General features: G+C 41.7%; 14 protein-coding genes and 1 pseudogene. 8 read left to right on the forward strand and 7 right to left on the reverse strand.

The annotated features are described in order from the left end of the window. The first annotated feature begins 255 nt into the window (after nt 1–255). The gene (gene pbpC, locus V7K40_RS20175; RefSeq protein ID WP_334962783.1) at nt 256–2,718 is read left to right on the forward strand and encodes a penicillin-binding protein 1C; all 2,463 of its coding nucleotides are present in this window, start codon (nt 256–258) and stop codon (nt 2,716–2,718) included. Nucleotides 2,719–2,749: 31 nt separating this feature from the next. On the opposite strand, the gene V7K40_RS20180 is transcribed toward pbpC, so the two are convergent. From V7K40_RS20180 to V7K40_RS20190, 3 genes are all read right to left on the reverse strand, one after another. Next, nucleotides 2,750–4,390, reverse strand: a complete 1,641-nt coding sequence (locus tag V7K40_RS20180) for an ATP-binding protein (RefSeq protein WP_334962785.1) — start codon at nt 4,388–4,390, stop codon at nt 2,750–2,752. Between the two features lie 55 nt (nt 4,391–4,445). Next, nucleotides 4,446–4,937, reverse strand: a complete 492-nt coding sequence (locus V7K40_RS20185) for a hypothetical protein (RefSeq protein WP_334962787.1) — start codon at nt 4,935–4,937, stop codon at nt 4,446–4,448. 723 nt (nt 4,938–5,660) lie between these two features. Next, nucleotides 5,661–6,590, reverse strand: coding sequence for an NmrA family NAD(P)-binding protein (locus V7K40_RS20190; protein WP_334962789.1), 930 nt, complete (start codon nt 6,588–6,590; stop codon nt 5,661–5,663). 273 nt (nt 6,591–6,863) lie between these two features. Between V7K40_RS20190 and V7K40_RS20195 the strand changes: the two genes are divergently transcribed. The 5 genes from V7K40_RS20195 (at nt 6,864) to V7K40_RS20215 (ending at nt 12,990) form a co-directional block, all read left to right on the forward strand. Beyond that, on the forward strand, nt 6,864–7,907 hold the full coding sequence (locus V7K40_RS20195; RefSeq protein WP_334962791.1) for a nitrilase-related carbon-nitrogen hydrolase: 1,044 nt from the start codon (nt 6,864–6,866) through the stop codon (nt 7,905–7,907). Between the two features lie 355 nt (nt 7,908–8,262). Then, nucleotides 8,263–9,684 carry an aldehyde dehydrogenase family protein gene (locus V7K40_RS20200; protein ID WP_334962793.1) on the forward strand — a complete coding sequence of 474 codons (1,422 nt, stop codon included), beginning with the start codon at nt 8,263–8,265 and terminating at the stop codon, nt 9,682–9,684. Nucleotides 9,685–10,090: 406 nt separating this feature from the next. Next, nucleotides 10,091–10,537 (forward strand): DUF3598 family protein, encoded by a 447-nt coding sequence (locus tag V7K40_RS20205; protein WP_334962795.1) that lies wholly within the window; start codon nt 10,091–10,093, stop codon nt 10,535–10,537. A gap of 161 nt (nt 10,538–10,698) precedes the next feature. Continuing rightward, nucleotides 10,699–12,087, forward strand: a complete 1,389-nt coding sequence (gene hisS, locus V7K40_RS20210) for a histidine--tRNA ligase (protein WP_334962797.1) — start codon at nt 10,699–10,701, stop codon at nt 12,085–12,087. Between the two features lie 267 nt (nt 12,088–12,354). Further along, a complete protein-coding gene (locus tag V7K40_RS20215) occupies nt 12,355–12,990 on the forward strand; it encodes a restriction endonuclease subunit R (RefSeq protein WP_334962799.1) in 636 nt (211 codons plus the stop codon). A gap of 32 nt (nt 12,991–13,022) precedes the next feature. Here V7K40_RS20215 and V7K40_RS20220 read toward each other — a convergent pair. The 3 genes and pseudogenes from V7K40_RS20220 to V7K40_RS20230 all read right to left on the reverse strand — a co-directional run. After that, nucleotides 13,023–13,299: pseudogene (locus V7K40_RS20220) on the reverse strand (ISAzo13 family transposase); the annotation flags it as partial. 370 nt (nt 13,300–13,669) lie between these two features. After that, the gene (locus V7K40_RS20225; RefSeq protein ID WP_334962801.1) at nt 13,670–14,722 is read right to left on the reverse strand and encodes a glycerate kinase; all 1,053 of its coding nucleotides are present in this window, start codon (nt 14,720–14,722) and stop codon (nt 13,670–13,672) included. A 15-nt stretch (nt 14,723–14,737) separates the two neighbouring features. Further along, nucleotides 14,738–15,070 (reverse strand): DUF565 domain-containing protein, encoded by a 333-nt coding sequence (locus V7K40_RS20230; protein WP_298910836.1) that lies wholly within the window; start codon nt 15,068–15,070, stop codon nt 14,738–14,740. 554 nt (nt 15,071–15,624) lie between these two features. Between V7K40_RS20230 and V7K40_RS20235 the strand changes: the two genes are divergently transcribed. Continuing rightward, nucleotides 15,625–16,257 (forward strand): hypothetical protein, encoded by a 633-nt coding sequence (locus V7K40_RS20235; RefSeq protein WP_334962804.1) that lies wholly within the window; start codon nt 15,625–15,627, stop codon nt 16,255–16,257. A gap of 289 nt (nt 16,258–16,546) precedes the next feature. Next, nucleotides 16,547–18,574 (forward strand): glycosyltransferase family 39 protein, encoded by a 2,028-nt coding sequence (locus V7K40_RS20240; RefSeq protein WP_334962806.1) that lies wholly within the window; start codon nt 16,547–16,549, stop codon nt 18,572–18,574. 157 nt (nt 18,575–18,731) lie between these two features. Here the strand turns inward: V7K40_RS20240 and V7K40_RS20245 are convergent, their stop codons facing one another. Next, a complete protein-coding gene (locus V7K40_RS20245; RefSeq protein ID WP_334962854.1) occupies nt 18,732–21,992 on the reverse strand; it encodes an ATP-binding protein in 3,261 nt (1,086 codons plus the stop codon). Between the last annotated feature and the right edge of the window lie 263 nt (nt 21,993–22,255).

Raw genomic sequence — 22,255 nt, forward strand, 5'->3', positions numbered from 1 at the left:
GTCCACCCATTGACTAGCTATTTATACTCACAACTTGGATTTGACTATGTTTATTTACATAGATAGCTAATTCACTGTGATTGTTCCAAAAAATAACTACAATTCTTAACTATAAAGAAGTATTTAAATTTCGCAAACATTAATTTAGATTTGCTAAGTTAGGAAAAATGAATGATTAAGGATTTAACATATTTACTGATGTAAGTAAGTCGGCGGGAAAATTAAGGTAAGTTTTCTTAGACAGGGGATTCCCTGATGAAACTAATTTCACGATCGCTAACCAAAATTAAGCACAAACTGCGTAAAACTAGTAAAGTTATTTTAGCTGGGCTGCTCATATGCCTATTGGTACGCTTACTACCTTATTTTGCGCCCCTTCGTGCCGCAGATATTGCCCAAAATCAATTGGCAATGCAATTTAGCGATCGCAATGGTTTACCATTAGGAACACTGCTCACCCGTGACCAAGAACATACATCAGTAATACCACTAAATCAGGTTTCTCCCCAGTTTATCCATGCTATTTTAGCCGCCGAAGATGGCAGCTTTTATGATCATGGGGCGTTGGATATGAAAGCAGTAGTCCGCGCCAGCAAAGAAGCAATCCATGCCAAAAGAATTGTTTCCGGTGCTTCCACAATTACCATGCAGTTGGCGCGGATGTTAGATCCTGTCCCCCGTAACTTCTCTGGTAAAGTGAGTGAGGTTTGGCTATCTTGGCGGTTAACAGCAGGAATGAACAAAGATGAAATCCTCTGTGCATATATTAATCGTCTACCAATGGGAGGGAATATATATGGTGTAGAAGCAGCTGCGCGGACTTATTTTTCCATCCCAGCTAGTGAGTTGAATCTTGCTCAAGCTAGTTTATTGGCTGCCATTCCCAATAATCCCACATACTTTAACCCTTATGAGCATTGGGAACGGCTGAAACAGCGACAAAAATACGTCCTCAATCGGATGGTACAAGAAGGGTATATTAGTGGAGCGATCGCAGCCCGAACACACACTGAAAAGGTTGTGTTTCAGTCTCGCCAACAGGGAATTATTGCTGCACCACACTTTTTATTTTGGTTAGCCAATCAGATTCCCCCAACTTCCCTTGAAAAGCAGGGCTATGTTTCCCCCTTATTAACGGGTGCTAGGGGGGATCAATCCGTTATTCGCACGACTATAAATCGTCCTTTACAGCAGTTTGTCGAAGCACAGGTGCAGCAGGTAATTTCTTCCTTAGCCGCGAACAATGTCCATGATGCAGCTGCATTGGTGATTGATAACCGCACTGGTGAAGTTTTAGCTTATGTCGGTTCACCTGATTACTTTAATGAAGCAAAACTGGGACGCAATGATGGAGTGCAGGCGCTACGTCAACCAGGATCTACTCTCAAGCCTTTTGTGTATGAATTAGCTTTAGAAAAAGATTTAATTCACCCAAATACCATTTTGGCAGATGTACCCGCCCATTATGCAATTCCCGGCGCGAAACTTTATAGCCCAACAGATTATACCGAACGCTTTCTTGGCCCAGTGCGGGTGCGAATCGCTTTAGCAAATTCCCTAAATGTACCAGCAGTGCGGGTATTAGAAAAGGTAGGCGTGGAAACTTTCTTAGAACGACTACATCAACTGGGATTTGAACACCTCAATCAAACACCAGAACATTATGGTTTGGGTTTGACTTTGGGTAGTGGCGAAGTCACTTTATGGGAATTAGCTAGAGCTTACGTTACTATGGCACGACTTGGAGACGCCATTCCTTTAGTAAGCACATTTTCCAATTCCCCAATCCAAAATCGTTCGACTGAGCCAAGCCGTTCGCGTAGCGTTCCGCAGGAAAGTCCCAAATCTAAAATCAGTTTTGAAAAGTTTGCTACGGAGGGAGACTCTTCTTACAACTTTTGTCTCCGACACGCTACGCGAACGCAAAATTCGACGAGGATATGGCAACTAATTACCAACATGCTAAGTGACAGCCATGCTCGTGCCACAGCGTTTGGTGTAGACTCTGTGTTAAATTTACCCTTTCCTTCTGCTGTTAAAACTGGCACTTCTTCCAATTTTCGTGATACTTGGACAGTTGGCTTTACTACAGATTACACCGTCGCTACTTGGGTAGGTAATTTCAACGGTGAACCGATGCGACAAGTTTCAGGCGTTACAGGGGCAGCACCTTTGTGGAATCGGATTATGTTACACCTGCACGAACATCAAGAACCAGCAGGTTTTCCACCCCCAGAAGGTTTAGTGCAATTACCTGTTTGTGCAATTTCTGGGTTACGACCAACACCAGATTGTACCTCAGTAGTGCAGGAATATTTCTATCCAGAAGATAAAATTGCTTACGAACGAGAAAACAAGTTCAATTTACCACCAGAGTATGATGAGTGGTTGGCAAAACAACAGCAATCAAATTTTACTTCTACCAATTTGAAAATTTTATCTCCGCATAATGGCGATTTATTCTTACTGTATCCAGGTGAAGAAGCGAAGCAAAAATTGGAATTTAAGCTAGCGGGAAATAAATTTGCGCCTGTAGAGTGGTGGCTGAATGGTGAAAAGTTAGATACAAACTCAGCTAATTCTTTATTTTGGTATCTGCGTCCTGGTAAGTGGACTTTGGAAGCGAGAAGTGGGGAAATGAGCGACAAGGTAAGTTTTCAGGTAGAGTTAGCTAGTCTTAAACCCACGCGTCGGGGATTTTCTATTAGTAATTATTAGGGAGATAGGGTAGATGCCCAGAGTTTCGGCATCATTTAGACCTGCTATCTGGTGTTAATATAGTTACTTCCTGTGTCTGCTTGATAGGAATCTCAATCACAAACTCTGTACCCTTACCAGGTGCAGAAATACAGTTTATTTTTCCCTTATGCTTATCTACTATAATCTGGTAACTAATAGATAATCCTAAGCCAGTACCTTTACCTATAGGTTTAGTAGTAAAGAAAGGGTCAAACAATCTAGTCTTAACTTCCTCACTTATTCCTGATCCATTATCTTTAATACTAATAATCACGCACTTTTCATTTTTAATTTGAGTATGGACAATAATAGAACTATGGTATTTTTTAACCTCTCCTTTTAAACACTCTGCTTCCCGTTCATATAAAGCATCAATAGCATTACTGAAGATATTCATAAATACCTGATTTAATCCTCCTGCATAACATTCAACAAGAGGCAAATTACCATAATCTTTGATTACTGCAATTTCTTGCTGTTTATGCTTTTCTTTGAGACGATGCTGTAAAATTAATAGCGTGCTATTAATTCCTTCATGAATATCAACAGGTTTCATTTCTGCTTCATCAAGACGCGAGAAGTTACGTAAAGTTAGCACAATCTCGCAAATGCGCTCAGTACCAACTGCCATTGAGGATAAGATTTTTGGCATATCATCAATAATAAACTCTAAATCCATCTTCTTAATCAGACTAGTTATTTCTGGGTTATAATTACAATACTCTTGCTGATACAGTTTAATTAAAGTTAGTAATTGCAGACTATATTCTTTAATATGGAGCAGGTTACCAGAAATAAAATTAACTGGATTATTAATTTCATGAGCAACACCAGCAACTAGCTGACCTAATGAGGACATTTTTTCAGTTTGAATAAGTTGTACTTGAGTGTATTGCAATTTTTGCAGTGTCTGTTGTAGTTGAAAATTTTTGTATTTTAATTTTGCCGTTCTCTCCGACACTTGCATTTCTAACCTACAATTCGCTTCTTCTAAAGCGGCTTGTGCAATTTTTTTAGCCTTTAAGTATTGCTGCAATAAATGCAATACTAAAAGCCATGCCGGAATCAGCATTGTTAAACTTATAATAGATTCTAAAACTGCCCAAAATATTCTTTTGTAATATTCATCAACTTTCTGCTGTAACTCAAGTGATATATTACGGTTTCTTTTTGCAACACCATCAGCGTAAATGTGCTTCTGATTTTCATATTCGTGGCTGAAAAGTAATAGTTGCGCTGTCTCTTTTTGATTTTTATTAACTAAATCAAAAGATTGATATTCCATTATAACCAAGCGCTGATTAGCAGCATCAATTTTTTGGGCATCTTCATTTTTATATGCTTTAGGAGCCAGTTTAATAGATTCTTTAATAGCAATATCAAGTTTAGGTTCAAATTGGCGATACCGTTGTTCCCAAGTAGAGTTTCCTGTAGCAGCATTCATGCGGGCTGACATCGTTAATACTTCATCAAGATAAGTAATTTCATCACTCAGCGTTTGTAGTTTAAATTCATGTTTAGTAATACTATTGAAGTTATAATATGCTTGCCAGTTGAGCCAAATTTGAGGAATAAACAAGAGTAATGTCAGCAGTACTGTTACAGTTACTAGTTGAGAGGCAACGAATCTCACTTTATAAGGTAGGTGCATTTTAATAGTATTTTTTAGATATATTAAAAGTAGATACTAACCAAATTTAATTTGATTACATAAATTTTATATGCTCAGTATTAATCCCAAAAAAATTTCTCAAATATCCTACAGATTCAGTTTTATAATTTTCAAAGTCAAGTATATTTATTTGTTTTGTTTTAATGCTTTTGCCATATATAAAACCTAAATCAAAAATTATTAAATCTGACTTAGAAAAATTATAAGGATATGGATATATAAATCTAGCAAAAAATTTATAGATGAATAAATGTAGTTTATTAGTCTTTAAGTCATTACCCATTGTAAATCCAATTACAAAAGCTTCATCTTGAGGAGAAATACCTCTACCTAAAAGTATGTGAATATAATCATGATGGCGCAGACTAATTTTTCCAGGTAACGCCAATAGACTATTAGGGTTCTCTAGTAACCAAATTACAAAAGGAATTTTAGGTTTATGTAAACTAAATACTACTGAATGTACTTCATTTAAATTCATTTGAGCTATATCTAGTTGAACAATTTCATCTAAATCAAAAGCCATATGTCTATTTGTAACAAAAGAACTAACTTATTAATATTTCTTTTTCTTCTAATTTGTCTATATTTACCAAAAAAATTATTTTTATTTTCATATTATATATAATAACACCTATTTTTTATAAAGCTTAAGGGTTATTACTTAGATAATTAATAAGGGCAAAGACATCTAAATGAGGAATTATCGACTGATACAGATTGCTGCAATTCTGCTGTGAGAAACTGCCTAAAATAATAATGATGAAGAATTAAAGCAATCTATTTACACTTGAGAAGTAAGGAAGTGCAAGTAAACAATAACTGTAAAAGAATAAGCTATATGCTATCCACCTTTTGAAAGGGGAAAATCTTAGTTTAGTTTTTTCAAGCAGCGATCGCCTTCCAATCCCCAGTTGCACTCCAGAACCTGAAATCTTCACCTCAGACTTACAACATCCGAACAAAAAGCCTGAAACTTACCCTTCTGAACTCCAAGCTTCACTCTCAGAACTGCACATTTGATCCTGTGAACTCGAAACTTGGACTTCAGAAGCTCAAACATCCCCTTTAAAACTGGAACATTTGACTTCAAAACCCAGTTGACGTTGAAATCATTAAAATATCACTAGTACAACACGGCAAAAATAACGCTACCATCTCAATTAACAAGATTTGGGGCTTAACAAGTAAGTTGCTCAGAGCAACTTGTTAAAAGTAGGTAAACTTTCGCCACAGTGTACTAGTCCGGTCATAGACTCTTGTAGGTAAGTTCTGCATTTGCCCAGTCGGTTTCTGCCAGAAATTCCCTAAATGTGGTCAGAAGTCCAGGAAACTCCTGTTCTCGTAAACGCTGGACATCGGCTTGATAACCTTGTTTGCGATACCACTGAATCAAATCGAACAGTTCCCTTTGCAGCAAGAGTAAGAAAATCCAGGCGGGTGTCTCTTTATGGACAACTTTCAGCCCCTGCGCTTGGGAGAATGCCTCTGCCATCTGAAGAGGAGTCAGCACATCGCCAGCTAGCTCAATTTCTTGACCAATATACTTGGTGGGATGTTTAATTACGTAGGCAGCAACGCGGCCCATGTCCTTCGTTGTAATTAGATGAAGGGGCTTATCTGGCTGAATGGAAAATGGGAAACTACCTTTGAGGATGGAAGGTCGCGTGTACTTCTTCCAGAACTCCTCCATAAACAAGCAAGCTCGCAACATAGTAGTCGGTAAGCCAGCTTCTTTGAGAATTTGCTCCACTTGGTACTTTTGCTCAATGCGGGGGATTCCTGAATTCCTGTCCGCCCCACCTGCGGAATTGTAGACAAAGTGTTTAATGTCAGCAAGCTTTGCAACTTGTGCAACTCGCTTTGCCCTCTCCACCTCTAGGGGATCAATTTTAGTGGAGTCCGCAGAAGTAGCGTGGCAGTAAACAGCCGAAATCCCTGTAAAGGCTGCTATGAGGGAGGTTTCATCGTCGAGGTTAGCTTTTACCAGTTCAACTTTGGCATCATTGAGCTTTGCAAGAGTTGGACGATTAAGGTCAATTTCTCTAGTGATGACTCGCATCTTTGTAACTCCCTGTTCCAGAAATCCCTTGACGACATTTCCACCTGTGCCGCCAGTAACTCCGATGAGTAAGACTTTATCGGTGTTTGACTCTGTGCGATCGGGGAAATTTGACATTCTCTCTTCTACCTGGAGTTCTTTATTTAAATTAAGTTTATACAAAGACAGGAGAAGCAAACAATAATTAAGTAGCAACCTGATTTAAACAATCCAATTATCCTTGCTGGTACAGTTATCACAAGACCAAAGACTAGGACTTACGCACAGATGTTTTGATCTGAATTGACAGATAAACTTGTACGATCGCGCTTGGTGGCGTAGGCGTAGCCCGCCGTTCGCAAAGCGTCTCGTAGAGAAGGCATCGCATTCTATAGAATTTGGTGAGGAATTTTGGACAATAACACCGATAATCTCAACTCATTCCGGGCCTTGGCACTCCAAGTTACGTGCCATGCAGTCAACCAAGCAAGCGATCGCTACCAAGCGCGATCGCTCATGCAAAACTCCATCAATCGCCTAGCTCAACAAATTGCTGCCAGTATCGCTTTCATTGGCTTTGATTGTCGTTTAATTGTACTGCCAGAATATTTCCTCACTGGTTTCCCGATGGGAGATTCTCTCTTCGGCTGGGCAGAAAAAGCTGGTGTGGAAATGGCTGGTGCTGAGTATGAGGCACTTGGTAAAATTGCCCAAAAGCATAAAATCTTTTTAGCTGGTAACGCCTACGAAGTTGACCCCAACTTTCCCGGATTGTACTTTCAAAGCTGCTTTATACTTGACCCCTCTGGCTCAATCGTCTTGCGGTATCGGCGGCTGAATTCTTTGTTTGCTCCCACTCCCCATGATGTTTGGGATAAGTATCTCGACTGCTATGGTTTAGAGGGAGTTTTCCCCGTAGCCAAAACGGAGATCGGTAATTTGGCAGCTTTAGCATCAGAAGAAATTTTATATCCAGAAGTGGCGCGGTGTCTGGCAATGCGAGGAGCGGAGATTTTTGTGCATTCCACTTCAGAAGTGTATAACAAAAACCTCACCCCCAAAGACGCGGCAAAAATCACTCGCGCTGTCGAAAATATGGCGTACGTAGTTTCAGCTAATACCGCAGGTATCGCTAATATTGCCATCCCCATTGCTTCGGCTGATGGTGGCTCTAAAATCATTGACCATCGCGGAATCGTTTTAGCAGAAACAGGCGCAGGCGAGAGCATGGCAGCATTTGCAGAGATTGATTTAGGAGCATTACGCCGCGATCGCCGCCGACCGGGGTTAAATAATTTACTTGCACGCCAGCGGTTTGAGCTATACGCCGAAAGTTACCGTCAGTCACACTTTTACCCCGCTAATACTATGCTGGAGGGAGAAGTAGACCGCAAACACTTCCTCCAAACGCAGCAAGCCACCATTGAGCGGTTAGCCAAACTGGGAATAATTTGAATTTGGGAATGGGGCACTGGGGAGCCAGTGCGTTGTCCGGGTTTCCCCGCTTGTATCCCGTAGGGGATCTTGCTAGCAAGAGCGTCTCCCTTAGGAGAAGCAAGTGGTGTCATTGGGGAGCTACTGCGTTGCCGGGTTCCCCCGGTTATTCGCGCAACGTCTCCCTTAGGAGAAGCAAGTGGCGTTATGGGGCATTGGAATACAAATAAAATAACTCCTAACTTCTAATTCCTGTACAGACGCGATTAATCGCGTCTCTCCTAACTCCTGTACAGACGCGATTAATCGCGTCTCTACTCCTAACTCCTGTACAGATGCGATTAATCGCGTCTCTACTCCTACTAACTCCTGCCTCATGACAAAACCAATAGAAGTCCGCAATCCCCGAACTGGCAAATTTGACTACGTAATTATCCCGCCGCCTCCAAGGCTGCTGGCACAGCAATGTAAGCGTACCCGCAGGGCGCAAGTTCGCTGGCAGCAGTTGGGTTTAGAGGGGAGAATTGAAGCCTTACAGCAGTGGAAACAAGCGATATTATCTGGACGCGATCGCCTCACGGAAGCTTTAGTAAATGATACGGGAAGATTGTCAACCTCAGTACTAGAAATAGATTCCTTCCTCTCTAGCATTGATCGCTGGTGTAAGTTAGCACCGGAGTTGCTGCAAGAATCTGCAAAAAATACAGCAATTCCGTTTATCGCCTTGCAACAAGCATCTGTTCCTTATCCCCTAGTTGGGGTAATTAGCCCGTGGAATTTTCCGCTGTTGCTGTCTACCATTGATACCATTCCGGCATTGCTGGCTGGTTGTGCCGTCATTGTCAAACCCAGTGAAATCGCTCCCCGCTTCGTAGCACCACTGACAACAGCACTCAACGCCGTTCCCAAATTGCGCGAGGTCTTAACTTTTGTTGAAGGAGCAGGAGAAACCGGATCTGTTTTGATTGAAAATGTAGATTTGGTATGTTTTACAGGCAGTGTGGACACAGGGAAAAAAGTGGCAGAAGCGGCTGCTAAACGGTTTATTCCAGCTTTTTTGGAATTAGGAGGAAAAGATCCTGCGATCGTTTTAGAATCAGCCAATTTAGAATTAGCAACCTCAGCAATCTTGTGGGGTTCCGTCGTCAACACCGGACAGTCATGCCTATCAATTGAGCGAATTTATGTTGCTGAATCGATATTTGAAAAGTTTTACCATCAACTAGTAGCCAGAGCTTATCGCCTTGGGCTAGCCTACCCCACGCTTGAGAGTGGAGAAATTGGCCCGATCATCGCCGAAAGACAAGCAGCAATTATTAGCGACCATCTCCTAGATGCAGTTGAAAAGGGAGCAGTAATTCACTGCGGCGGTGTAATTGAAGACTTAGGTGGAGGTTGGTGGTGTCGTCCGACAGTTCTCACCCAGGTTAATCATTCCATGAAAGTCATGACCGAAGAGACTTTTGGCCCGATTATGCCAATAATGCCTTTTTCCACAGTAGAGGAAGCAGTCTCTTTAGCGAATGACTCAATTTATGGATTGAGTGCTGCTGTATTTGCCCAGTCAGAAGCAGAAGCCTTAGAAGTTGCCCACCAAATAGATGCGGGTGCTATTAGTATCAACGATGCTGCACTCACCGCCCTGATGCACGAGGGAGAGAAAAACGCCTTTAAATTCTCTGGTTTGGGAGGGTCACGCATGGGTGCAGCAGCGTTGAAACGGTTCATGCGAAAAAAAGCTATTTTGATCAAAACTAATGCTACTAATGACCCTTGGTGGTTTGATAGTGAAGCTTGACACTTTCAGTTAAGAAATTCAAATCTAGGGTGCGTTATCTCTGAGAGTACGGCATCGTCAACAATTCAAGGTGCGTTAACCTACGGCATAACACACCCTACAAATTTATGTGGATTCATATACATTGAATTTTTCTCGCCAACTTACTTAATGCATCGACTCACAATGCGATTGGATCAACTTACAATGGCATTGCATCGACTCACAATGCGATTGCATCGACTCACAATGCGATTGTATCGACTCACAATGGCATTGCATCGACTTACAATGTTAATGCATTGACTTACAATGCCAATGCTAATATTCAGCAGTTTTTGTAGGGTGAGCATTGCTTACCCGCTCAAACTGTTATTCTTACCTTGTATTGTACGCCTTACCTATGTTTATTGAGAGGTGAATTGCAATGTCAAATATTCGAGAAGGAATGCCCGTACTTGCCCGTCATCAAGGAGATTGGGTAGGAACTTATACATTAATTGATACAACAGGAAAAATCCTTGATAAGAATGAGTCTCACTTAACTTGTCAATTTCCAGAAAATGGCCCTCATCCCTACTACCAAATCAATCGCTACAATTGGTCTGATGGTAAACGAGAAGAGTATGAATTTCCAGGAAGCTATAAAGATAATAAGCTCTGGTTTGACACCGATCGCATTCAAGGAAAAGCTTGGGAAGTAGATGATTCAGTTGTTATTTTGTGGTTTTCTTATAAGACAAACCCAGAAATGACCATATATGAAATGATCTACATTAGTCCTGACAATAACAATCGTGCCCGCACTTGGCATTGGTTTAAGAATAATCAAATCTTTCAACGCACCCTAATTCAAGAAGAACGGCTAAAATAGTAATTTCTCCCCTCAGAGATAAGCACTCATTTTTTTATTCTCCAGTAGTTTTGTAGTTTTGTAGGGTGTGTTATGCCGCAGGCATAACACACCATCTTAGATTTTCAGTGCATTATGGACATTAATCCTAATGCACCCTGCCAGATTAGTAAGGTACATGCATGGCAAAAGGTGACAAAATAAACTTTTCGACTCCTAGCGGTTTTCCAGAATTTCTGCCTAGTGAAAAGCGTCTAGAACTATATTTGCTAGATATCATCCGTAGAGTTTTTGAAAGCTATGGATTTACGCCCATTGAAACACCTGCTGTAGAACGTTTAGAAGTGCTGCAAGCTAAAGGGAATCAAGGCGATAATATCATCTATGGCATTGCTCCCATCCTGCCACCAAATCGACAAGCTGAGAGAGATAAATCGGGCGAAATTGGTTCGGAAGCAAGAGCTTTAAAGTTTGATCAAACAGTTCCTTTAGCGGCTTATATTGCCCGTCACCTGAATGAGTTAACCTTTCCCTTTGCCCGCTACCAAATGGATGTAGTTTTTCGGGGAGAACGGGCAAAAGATGGACGTTTTCGTCAGTTTCGTCAGTGTGATATTGATGTAGTTGCTCGGCGTGAACTCAGCTTGCTCTATGATGCTCAGATGCCTGCAATTATCACTGAGATATTTGAAGCAATTAATATCGGCGATTTTCTGATTCGCATCAATAATCGCAAAGTTCTTACAGGTTTCTTTAAGTCCGTGGGAATTGCTGAAAATCAAATTAAATCCTGTATTGGTATCGTCGATACTCTAGAAAAAATTGGTGAAAGTAAAGTAAAACAAGATTTAGATAACCAGGGAGTTTCAGAAGAACAAACTCAAAAAATTATTGATTTTATTAAAATTGATGGTTCGGTCGATGAAATATTAGATAAGCTCAAACACCTCGCAGAAAATCTATCAGAAACTGAGCAATTGAGCCTGGGAGTTACCGAATTAGAAACGGTAATTGCAGGCGTGCGTAATCTCGGAGTAGCCGAAAATCGTTTCTGTATAGATTTATCCATTGCCCGTGGTCTTGATTACTATACCGGCACAGTTTACGAAACAACCTTATTAGGACATGAAGCTTTAGGTAGTATTTGTTCTGGCGGGAGATATGAAGAATTAGTCGGGGTATTTTTGGGTGAAAAAATGCCTGGTGTAGGCATTTCTATTGGCTTAACTCGCTTAATTAGTCGCTTGTTAAAAGCTGGCATTCTTAGTACCTTAGCTGCAACACCAGCCCAGGTGATGGTAGTGAATATGCAAGATGATTTAATGCCAACTTATTTAAAAGTTTCTCAACATCTGCGTCAGGCTGGAATTAATGTTATCACTAAGTTTGATAAGCGTCCCTTGGGTAAACAATTTCAACTAGCTGATAAGCAAGGAATTCAATTTTGCGTAATTATTGGTTCTAAGGAAGCAGCAGCGCAAAAGTCTTCGCTCAAAGATTTGAAAACAGGTGAACAAGTAGAAGTGCTACTGGTAGATTTGGCTGAGGAAGTTAAAAGAAGACTTGGCTAATAAACTTTCAAGATGACTTCTAAAATCTCTTTTTCTCTCTGCGCCCTTTGCGTCTCTGTGGTTCAAAAGTTTTTTTATTTAACCACAGAGGCACAGAGGACACAGAGTCAAGAAGTTAAAGAGGATTTTCTTGAGGGTTAATATTTGATTAACTGACAAATCTTTTTTGTTGCAGCTTAACAAAGTTGTTCAGTCAACCAGGGGTTAACATAGGTTTTATATAGATAACTTCGATTGGGTTGCACCTTAATCAAGTAAAAATAATATATGACAATTCTCAACGCTCGTAATTTATCTCTAGAAGAAGTTCATCGTCTGTTTGGCTTTCAAAAACAGTACAATGACTCATTTTCTAATTATTTATCTCTGGAGCCTCTCACCGAAACAGAACAGCAGGAACTTAAACAAATTCAGCATGATTTTGATAGATATCTTACAGCAGGCAAAGTTTCTGAAGGTCAAGTAAAGTTTCTCGCAGTTGCGCCTTTACTAAGATTAGCTGGTTTTTATCGCTATCCTATTGAGATTGTTTTAGAAGAGAATATTGCTGATATTGAAGTTGAAGATGAAGACATCAAAATTAAAGGAAGATTTGATATTTTAGGTATTAGTAAAGCTAAACATACAAAAGCTCAAACATATTTCTGGGTACTGTTAATTGAATCTAAAAATTGTCAAGTTGATATATCAACAGGTTTACCTCAGCTACTCACGTATGCTTTTAAAAATTTAGATAATCAAAAATCAGTTTGGGGATTAACGACTAATGGTAGAAGTTATCAGCTTGTCTATATTGAACAAGGAAATCTGCCTATTTATTATCTGTTACCAGAATTAAATTTAATGGAAAGAGAGCGATCAAGTCAGTTGCTACAAGTTTTAAAAGCCATTTGTCAGCTTTAAATGCTTCACTTGTCTCGCAATCACTAAAATACTAGACGTGTATAGAGCCTTTGACTTTTAGAACTTGGGTCTGTTTTACTTTGACTATTAACCAATTTTTCGATGTCTGTCTTTTAAAAGTTGTGGTAAGTGTTCTTCTATTTTCTTTCTTCCCCTCGCACTATAATTATCAACACAGTTGATACCACTTTTTAGCTCATGCATCCCTTTGCGGATGGTGCATTTATCCCATACATACTCTCGTTCTGCCAATGATTCTCCTCCATATCCTAATGACAATACTGTTTGTGCAATAAACTGCCGCTTGGATTGATTGAGATGCTGGCGAAAAACATGGATTACTTCAAGGATAAACCCGACCATCTTCCCAAAACGACCATCCTGCTTGACAACGGGTATCATCCAGGCGTGCTGACAAAAACGCTAGAGCCGATTTATCCTGAGGTCATGACCAAAATTCAGTTTTAACTGGCTCCCAAGCCTACCCCAGCCCAAAAGCAGGAGCAAGGAAAGACGGGATTTGTCGTGGTAGCTCAAACGGTTGGCGAAGGTATAGATCCCAAATGGGTTCTATAAAACGCGAAGTCTTAATTATCACTATCAATTGGATAAATTGTCATTGTTTAACAATGGTTCTGAATTACGAATTACGTAGCCTGCTTCTCGCCTTTGGCGAGTATTACGAATTAGCCCGATCGCAATACACTTCACCAAAGCTATGATCAGCATGAATCTCAATCACTAGATCAACCGCTGTTGCATCTTTTACCAACGGCTTGATGAATAATTCGGGGTGAAGCGATCGCCAAAAATAATTGACAAATTCCTCTATATCTGCATTGCTCATACCCGATTTACCCGCAGCAATCATCTGCTGTTCCGCCTGTTTGCGCCACTCCAAAGAATAGCGGTAATCGGTGGGATATAGCACAATTAAGCTATCTAATCGCTCCCACAGTGGTAAATAATCGTGGAGGCGAAGATTAATATCACGCGCAAATGTTCTATCCTCATCTGTGATAATTGGCGGTGGTGCAGTATCAAATACATCTGGCTCAATTGGGCGCACACCCACAAACCAACCTTCAAATAGTACAATATCTACATCTATTACCATTTCTGAACTCGTGCGATCGCCAGCGCCGCCATAGGCAGATTTATCAAAGCGGGGAACCATAACTGGACTTTGCAATTGACGGATTTGATCTAGTACATTTAAGCCTAAATCTACATCGTGGGTTCCTGGTGGGCCGCGCCAAATCAAGCGGGGATCTTGCTGTGTTAAGATCAAGCGATCGCTGTAAGTTTTATACAAGTCATCCAAAGACAAACTCAAAGTCCGGTATCCCAACTGATTGAGAATCAACTTGAGAACATTGGACATTGTGGTTTTCCCAGTCCCTTGTCCTCCCAATATTCCCTGAATCAGGGGGCGTTTCAACTGCTGGCGCTGCGATGCGAGTTTGATCCCCAAAGGAAGCCACAAGTCCCACAATACCTGTAACATTTTCTGGGGTTCTATCTGGAGGTTAGTTAGGCAGAATTGACTAAAGGCTGGGAAGACAGATTTTAGTAAATGCGATCGCTTTTCGATCACTTGATCGACATTTTCCGGCGTGATCCCAAAAGCTTTAGCCCTTAACGTATCTGCCAGCGCTGCTTCTGTTGCTTTGCGTTGCCAAGTTTCCCCCACTGGATCCGTTGCCAAAATTTCATCCACCCACAAATTCATAAATTCCCCATCTCACTACGATCCCAGCTTAAAGGCTTCGAGAAACAGGCTGTAGATGAAACCAATTTTGAGGAAATTTAGTAAGTCTACCAAGAGGGATCGCTTTTCCAAAAAGCTGCGACTATAAAATATCCTACTAGTAATTTCTGTCAGCAGTACTAAAAAAGCAGCTACCACAATGTCGAATACACCCTCTTGACCGGCTGTAGTGGAAACTGCGTTTCCCAGAAAAAAACCGAACAAAAAACTAATTATCAGCAACGATAGTCGCCGCCAAGGATTTAAAAACCATTGCCCCAAGCGTGTAGCAATGGCATCCAACAAGTTATTCAGGCGAGTGTTTTGCATCAGATAGACTTCTAGGGAAAAGTCAAGATATCTTGAAATATCTTTATATTCAAAGAGGATATTGGTTTGAGCCTAAGCTTGTTTGTTAATATTATAGATATGTGCTGGGCTTCCAGTATTGATTTAAATTTGCACATCCGATCATCTTTAGGGAAGTACATGTCCTTAAAAGGGTGGTTATTATAACGCAACATGAAATATACATCTTAGATTTATCTAAGGTTTGACAAAGGACGCTTTGTTGAAGCCGCTAGCGGTTTTAGGAAGCTTTGATTTTTTTATCTAAATGAATTGGCTGGCTCGGTATCTAATTTTCTTGTTTTTATCTAAGCTTACGGTCAAGATACAAACCAGTGGGTGTTTATACCCCTTGTTTGTCATCAAGGAAATAATTTACTCCGAATATTTTTTACTTAAAATGATACTTATAATACATTGGTATGCCTAATTTTAGGAAAGTCTATATTAGGCTACTTTCTATGATTGCCTTTTGTGATAATAGGCTACTATTTGGTCAAGCCTAGACAAAATATTTATTTCTAAAAATTATCAATATGAAATCTTCAGTGTATCGCAACGTCGGTGTTACAGCTTGTTGCTTGGGACTGCTTGTTACTCTAATGGGATGCTTTGGAGTGAGCGTATCCTTAGAGTCTACAAACCCAGATACATCTTCACAACTTTCAACTAAAACTACTCAGTGGAATACAACTTCGTCTACACCCGTTTCACCTGAAAAAGGTATTTCCACTAGTCTATCGACTCCAGAAGCGACCCCAACTAATCAAGTAGAACATAGCAGTAGAGAGAATACTCATCCTGTCTTGGCAGATCGTGATAAATCAGCAAGCAAAGCCAACGAGCAAGGGACTTTGCGAATGAGCAATCAAACAAATCAGCCTGTGCGCCTGGCTCTACTGGCGCGACAGTCGGTAGCAAAAGGTGGTACTAAACAGACTAACTATGATGTACCGGCACATTGGGATTTTGCTCCCCAAGAAGGTAGTGATAAGGGACTGATTCTATCCCTACCTCAGAATAATTTAAAGTTGGAGAAGGGAGATATTTTAGTTGCTTTTGCACAAGATGGCTCCCGTCGTTACTGGGGCCCCTATGTTGTTGGAGAAACTCAATTACCTAAATGGAATTCCCAAAACAGAGAATGGCAACTAGTGCTGAGTCCATAGTTGATATTCAGTACTACTGAATAAATAGTCTACAAAGCGCGTAAATTCAGCTACCATCACCCAGACAAAGGACTTAGACAAGGGGATTTTGCCCCTTGTCTAAGCTAGGTAAACGCCATAGTGTACTAGTGTGTTAGAGAACTTTCTCTAGTGACTTGGAGCAGCTGGCGTTACTGAACGGGAAAAAGTGTAGAGTACTCAGTAGAAGAAAATTGTTGAATTTAAAACTCCGAAGAACAAAAGATAGATAACCAACGACTATTGATTAGTGATTGTTGACTATTGACTAATGAGCATGAAATTGAGTGTTAAGCACACTGTTGATCAGTGGTTCAACAAAATAGCAAAGAATCCAGCCCTTGGTGTAACTGTGTCGATTTTGTGGTTAATATTAATTGGCTGGATAGCTTTTGGGTGGAATTTGGGCAACACTGGCTTGGTTGATGAGACAGAGCCGCTATTTGCCGAAGCTTCCCGCCAGATGTTCGTCACAGGTGATTGGATTACCCCATTTTTTAATGGTGACACTCGTTTCGATAAACCTGCTTTAGTTTACTGGTGTCAGGCGATCGCCTATGCAATTTTTGGGGTGAATGAGTGGGCAGTACGCCTTCCTTCAGCGATCGCAGCCTTAGGCTTAATTTGTTTAGCTTTTTACACCATCCAGTGGTATACGGCTAAACAAGACGAATTAGAGCAAGTTTCACGTCCTACTCGCCGCTATTTAACATCTTTTATGGTAGCAGCGCTCATGGCACTCAATCCCGAAACTATTATTTGGGCGAGAACGGGTGTCTCTGATATGCTGCTCACTGGGTGTATGGCATCAGCTTTGTTATGTTTCTTTCTAGGGTACGCAGGAAAGCAAGGGAGCAGGGAGCAGGGGAACAGGGGAGCAGAATTAATAACCAATACAACTCTTGCAGAGGCTGCGCCAACGGTTTCGGCTCCATCGAGCGTACCCCTACGGGGAAGCAAGCTTGGCGCAGCGTCTCGTAGAGAAGCCGTCAGTACAAGTGCCCCATTCCCTAATAAGTGGTACTTAGCTTTTTATGTGCTGATTGCAGGCGCAATTTTGACTAAAGGCCCAGTAGGAATTGTTTTACCAGGGCTAATTGTTGCGGCCTTTTTGCTTTATGTGGGAAAGTTTCGAGAGGTGTTGCGGGAAATGCGCCTTCTCATGGGCATACTGATAATTTTAGGTTTATCAGTACCCTGGTATGCTTTAGTAATTTGGCGCAATGGCTGGAATTACATTAACTCCTTTTTTGGTTATCACAACCTGGAACGCTTTACAGAAGTAGTTAATGGTCACTCAGCACCTTGGTATTTTTACTTTTTAGTCGTGCTGCTGGGTTTTGCGCCCTACTCAGTGTATTTACCAGTCTCTATAGTAAGACTAAAGTTTTGGCAGCGATCGCACTGGCGATCCCTTGAACGTTTTCAGCAGTTTGGTTTATTTGCCTGGTTTTGGTTTGCTAGCGTCTTTGGCTTTTTCACCATTGCTGTTACCAAACTCCCTAGTTACGTCTTGCCTTTAATGCCAGCAGCGGCAATCCTGGTAACCCTGTTGTGGAGCGACCTTTTACCAAAAACGGATAATCCAAATGACACCGCGACACAAGGACACAAAGACACGGAGAGAGGATTTAATCATCTCCCAGCGTCTTCTTCCATTCCCCCCTTACTCCTCTGGAGTGGTTGGGTGAATGTAGTGTTTTTATCATTTTTGGCAACAGCACTGTTTAACATCAGCCACATATTAGGTACTGATCCAGCCATAAGTAACTTCCACGAATTAATTCAACGATCTGGTTTACCACTAATAGCCGCCGTAATTTGGCTGGTTTGTGCTGTTTTGGTTGCAGGTTTATTACTGAGTCGCCGTTGGAACTACATTACCAGTATTAATTTATTAGGATTTGTGGCGTTTATAATTTTTGTCTTAACGCCTGTTTCGTTCTTTATTGATCGAGAACGTCAATTACCCTTAAGGGAGTTGTCTGCGGTCATCCTACAAGCAAAACAACCAGATGAAGAATTGATTATGCTTGGCTTCAAAAAGCCTAGTGTAGTTTTTTACAGCCACATTCATGTAAATTATTTAGGATTTCCCCAACAGGCTGTAGAGCATATTAAAAACCAGGCTGCCAAAGGACTAAAACCTCCCTCAGTGCTGGTGTTGGCTGAACAGAAAAAGTTTTTACAAATGGACTTACAGCCAGATGATTACAAGAGTTTATCAACCAAGGGTGCTTATAACTTGGTTAGAATTCCTTTTAAGAAAAAGACAAATGAAAAAATGGATATATCATAATTGGGCATTGGGCACTTGTACTGAGCGACTTGTGCCGAGCATCTCGACTTCGCTCGATGGAATCGGAGCCGAGGTAAGCCGTTGGCGTAGCCTCTCCAAGAGTTGTATTGGTTATTAATTCTGCTCCTGTGCCCCTCTGCCTCTTCCCCATTCCCAATTAACACTTGTGATTGTAACCATTGACAGCTAAAGCTTGATTGATTTGGTTTAAGAGGTCTTCCATTGATATTGATCGCGGTAATATTTGGGTAGCGATCGCACCCAGAACAGTTTCTAAAGATTCCAAACCATTCTTCTTCTGCTTGTCAATTTTCTCGTAAGCTACCCCAGGCTGGGAAATAGTTTCCGGGCGATTTAATCGCTGATTGAGTACCAAAATTGGTGGTAACTTGTCAGGCGAATCTCCCAATGTTTTCAGTGCTTTTAGCACGTCTTTGTGGATAGCGGATTCTCCTAAACAAATTAGCAGTAAGTCAACGCTTTGGTGGCGAATTTGTTGTAACACTTCTGCCCAACAGGGACTGATCGCCGCTTTGAAGCCTGCTGTTTGTAGGTACTGAATTAAAGCTTGGAACCACTCAGACCCCCGTTTAGCAGTTTCACTACTAATTGAGCAATTTTTTTCTGTCTGATAACCCTTAACTTGCTTGCGTCTTCCCTGTGGAAAATCACGCAGCATTGTCAAATCCACTACTAAGATGTTGGCAGGGCAGCAAATACCAGAAGCAATTTGCAGTACTGATAGTAAGGCATCTGTTTTCTCAGTGCGACTGCTCTTGTCTTTAGGAAATGGTGTTAAGTAAGGAAATACAGATAACCCTGGTATTTTAGAAGCTATTAGTGTGGTTGCAACATCGCAAGTAACCAGTGGTATAGCCGCCAAACGTGGATGCCCAATTAGTTGTTGCAAATAAATTTGGGCAGTGGTACTTTCGACATCTAGCAAAATTACATCAAACTGCCATACCCGCGCCAAGAGTTCTGCCTGATCTAGGTCATCTACTTCAATCACCCGGTGTTCTCGAAGTGAGGGGTGGGGATTGACCGATTCCAAATGGGGATTCACCAACCTGAGAATTCGCAGTGGAGTCTTAGTTGGGATAATTGCGCTATTGTCTAACCCTAGCTGCAAAACTGCTTGTGCAGCACATAATTTTTCTAGAACTGGTGCTAATACCTGATGCTCTACTGGCAAACTTAAGAAACCATCGGCTCGGTTAGCAAATGCTTGCTCCTTTTCGGCTGCCGTCGCTGTCACAATTACAGATATATGACGGGTTGCGCTGTCAGATTTCAGTAAAGTCAGCACATCCCAGCCTGATAGCAGGGGTAGTAACGGATTCAAAAATATCGCTATTGGTTGCAAGCGCCGAGCTTTTTCGACTGCTTCTGTTCCTGATCGCGCAATCACTACCCGATATCCTAAACCTTTGAGTTTTTCGGTCAAGTCTTCAATATATCGGGCTACTGCCTCAACTACCAAGACCAACCGTTGCGAACTAGCGGGATGATGGTGTGTGGGCGTACTGACATGCTGACGATCTGCCACAGAGTTTTCCCGTGTCTTTTGGTGTTGCATCTGTTCGTCTTCTCTGATTCCCACATCTGGTTCAGAAAAGCCTGTTTTTGGCGGACTGGGCGGCAGAAGTAGTGTAAACTGGCTACCTTTACCTTCACGAGATAAGAAGCTGACATCTCCTCCGTGGAGACGAGCTAGGGCCCGAGTTAATACCAGCCCCAAACCAGTGCCTTCAAATTGGCGGGTGAGGGGATTTTCTAGTTGTTGAAATTTTTGAAAGATTAAGTGTTGCTGGTGTTCAGGAATGCCAATGCCTGTGTCCCAAATTGTAAAGGCAATCCATCCTTCCCAACGACTCACCCGCAGCCCAATTTCGCCAGATATTTCGGTGAACTTAAAGGCGTTGGAAAGTAGGTGTACTAGCATCTGGCGCAAGCGCAATTCATCTGCCACTATCTGATCTAAGCCTAGTTCAATGGATAGGCTGAATTGGGAAGCAGATGAACGGGCATTTTGTTGAGTTTGGGATGTAGCTTTGCTAGGTTGGGTGTGGATGGCTTTGGCTTCTGATAGGGCGCGATCGCACACAGCCTGAATTTTTACTGGCGTCAGTGTCAGATCCATTTGTCCCGTTTCCATGCGGGTCAAATCTAAAATGTCATTAACCACACTCATCAAGTGGCGTCCGCTTTGATGAATCAGTCCCGCATAACGGGCTTGACGCTCGTTAAGTTCTCCCAACTGCTGATCTACAAGCAACCGTGATAATCCCAGAACCGCAGTTAGGGGAGTTTTGAGTTCATGACTAATACAAGCTAAAAACTCATCTTTCAACCGATTTAGTTGAATTAAATCAGCATTCTTTGCTGCCAGTTCTTTGCAAAGCTGTTGTTGCTCAGTGACATCAGTAGCTAAAACCAACCATAAATCATTGCTGAGTGCAACCTCTGAATCTGCACTCATGACTTTAAACTCAGGACTATCTAATGGAATTTTGGCAAACTGCCAGATTCGCTCCTGACCATTTTGCACTTCGACAACGCAGGTACAAGTACCCACCTGACTATCCAAATAGCAGCGACTGTATACAGCATCTGGTGATGCTTCTTGCTGGGTCGGTTCCTCTGCACCACCATGGTCATTTTCCCTACCATTGGGATGAACCGTGATTGCTCGTTGAGTGACATATTCGGGTTTTTCGGAGGGCTTCGGCACAAGTATTGCCTCCACCTGTTGCCTAACTCCTTCTGGGTCTTTCAAGACTCCTAATTGCTGCCACCAGGCGGGATTTCGTGCTACTACCTCGCCAGTACCCGTTTGCAACATCAAAGGCCAAGGCAGTCTTTCCAGCAACTGTACCAGTGGCTGGTGTCCCAATGATTTGGGTTCATTTGGTGTCTGCACACTAGCATCATACTCATGGCGATGCTCACCAGACGATTTCTGGATGCCTGAGCTTAGTGACCCAGCTATGCGTTCCTTAGCCAACAATCGCAACAGACGTGAACTATCCAGCAGCCCCAAATATTGACCATCAGAGTCAATCAATGCCCAATCTAAGGAGGAGTGTTTTTCAGCTTGTTGATAACCCAAGCGCAAGCTCAATTGCTCTACAGGCTCAGAACCTAATATTGTCTGTATTGGCTCAATTAGACCTTGACCCCAGGTAGAAATTGATTGGTGTAAATTTAGATTTTTATCGTCACTATGTGCTAATAATATTTGGATTAAACGGGCAGAATACAGCAATCCTATGGGGCGTTGCTGTTGATTCACTACTACCAAGCGATCGCATTGCTCTTGCTCAAAAATCTCCAGCACCACTGCCAAAGAACTTGTTTGGGGGCAGCTAGGTACGGTTGCCTGAAAGTCATAAAGCGGGTAATCTAGCATTAACATAGGGCTTTGGGGGTTCTTCTTCCTGTGGAAACCTCCGGCATCTCCATCTGCCAACTGTTGATGGTCTTTTCGCCTGAAGCCATATCCTCTAAGAAGACTCATATAAGCAACTCTGGTTATTTCAACGCCATTAAAACAACGGGATTTCCCCTCACGGACACTTACTTGCAAACGAGTGCATTTTTCTAAGAGGCGACTTTTCCTTTTGCCGCTTCTCATTTTTAGCAACTAGCCTCCCCAGTGTCTTACTGGTATTTAAACTC

Origin of the sequence: Nostoc sp. (genome assembly GCF_036917195.1) — a bacterium.
In the GTDB taxonomy this organism is placed as follows: domain Bacteria; phylum Cyanobacteriota; class Cyanobacteriia; order Cyanobacteriales; family Nostocaceae; genus Nostoc.

Excerpts from the sequence above, each read along its gene's own strand:
- V7K40_RS20205 (WP_334962795.1), top strand. The coding sequence starts at position 10,091 with ATGTCAAATATTCGAGAAGGAATGCCCGTACTTGCCCGTCATCAAGGA.
- V7K40_RS20215 (WP_334962799.1), top strand. The coding sequence starts at position 12,355 with ATGACAATTCTCAACGCTCGTAATTTATCTCTAGAAGAAGTTCATCGT.
- V7K40_RS20235 (WP_334962804.1), top strand. The coding sequence starts at position 15,625 with ATGAAATCTTCAGTGTATCGCAACGTCGGTGTTACAGCTTGTTGCTTG.
- V7K40_RS20240 (WP_334962806.1), top strand. The coding sequence starts at position 16,547 with ATGAGCATGAAATTGAGTGTTAAGCACACTGTTGATCAGTGGTTCAAC.
- V7K40_RS20245 (WP_334962854.1), bottom strand. The coding sequence starts at position 21,992 with ATGTTAATGCTAGATTACCCGCTTTATGACTTTCAGGCAACCGTACCT.
- V7K40_RS20200 (WP_334962793.1), top strand. The coding sequence starts at position 8,263 with ATGACAAAACCAATAGAAGTCCGCAATCCCCGAACTGGCAAATTTGAC.
- V7K40_RS20225 (WP_334962801.1), bottom strand. The coding sequence starts at position 14,722 with ATGAATTTGTGGGTGGATGAAATTTTGGCAACGGATCCAGTGGGGGAA.
- V7K40_RS20180 (WP_334962785.1), bottom strand. The coding sequence starts at position 4,390 with ATGCACCTACCTTATAAAGTGAGATTCGTTGCCTCTCAACTAGTAACT.
- V7K40_RS20230 (WP_298910836.1), bottom strand. The coding sequence starts at position 15,070 with ATGCAAAACACTCGCCTGAATAACTTGTTGGATGCCATTGCTACACGC.
- V7K40_RS20190 (WP_334962789.1), bottom strand. The coding sequence starts at position 6,590 with ATGTCAAATTTCCCCGATCGCACAGAGTCAAACACCGATAAAGTCTTA.
- V7K40_RS20185 (WP_334962787.1), bottom strand. The coding sequence starts at position 4,937 with ATGGCTTTTGATTTAGATGAAATTGTTCAACTAGATATAGCTCAAATG.
- hisS (WP_334962797.1), top strand. The coding sequence starts at position 10,699 with ATGGCAAAAGGTGACAAAATAAACTTTTCGACTCCTAGCGGTTTTCCA.
- pbpC (WP_334962783.1), top strand. The coding sequence starts at position 256 with ATGAAACTAATTTCACGATCGCTAACCAAAATTAAGCACAAACTGCGT.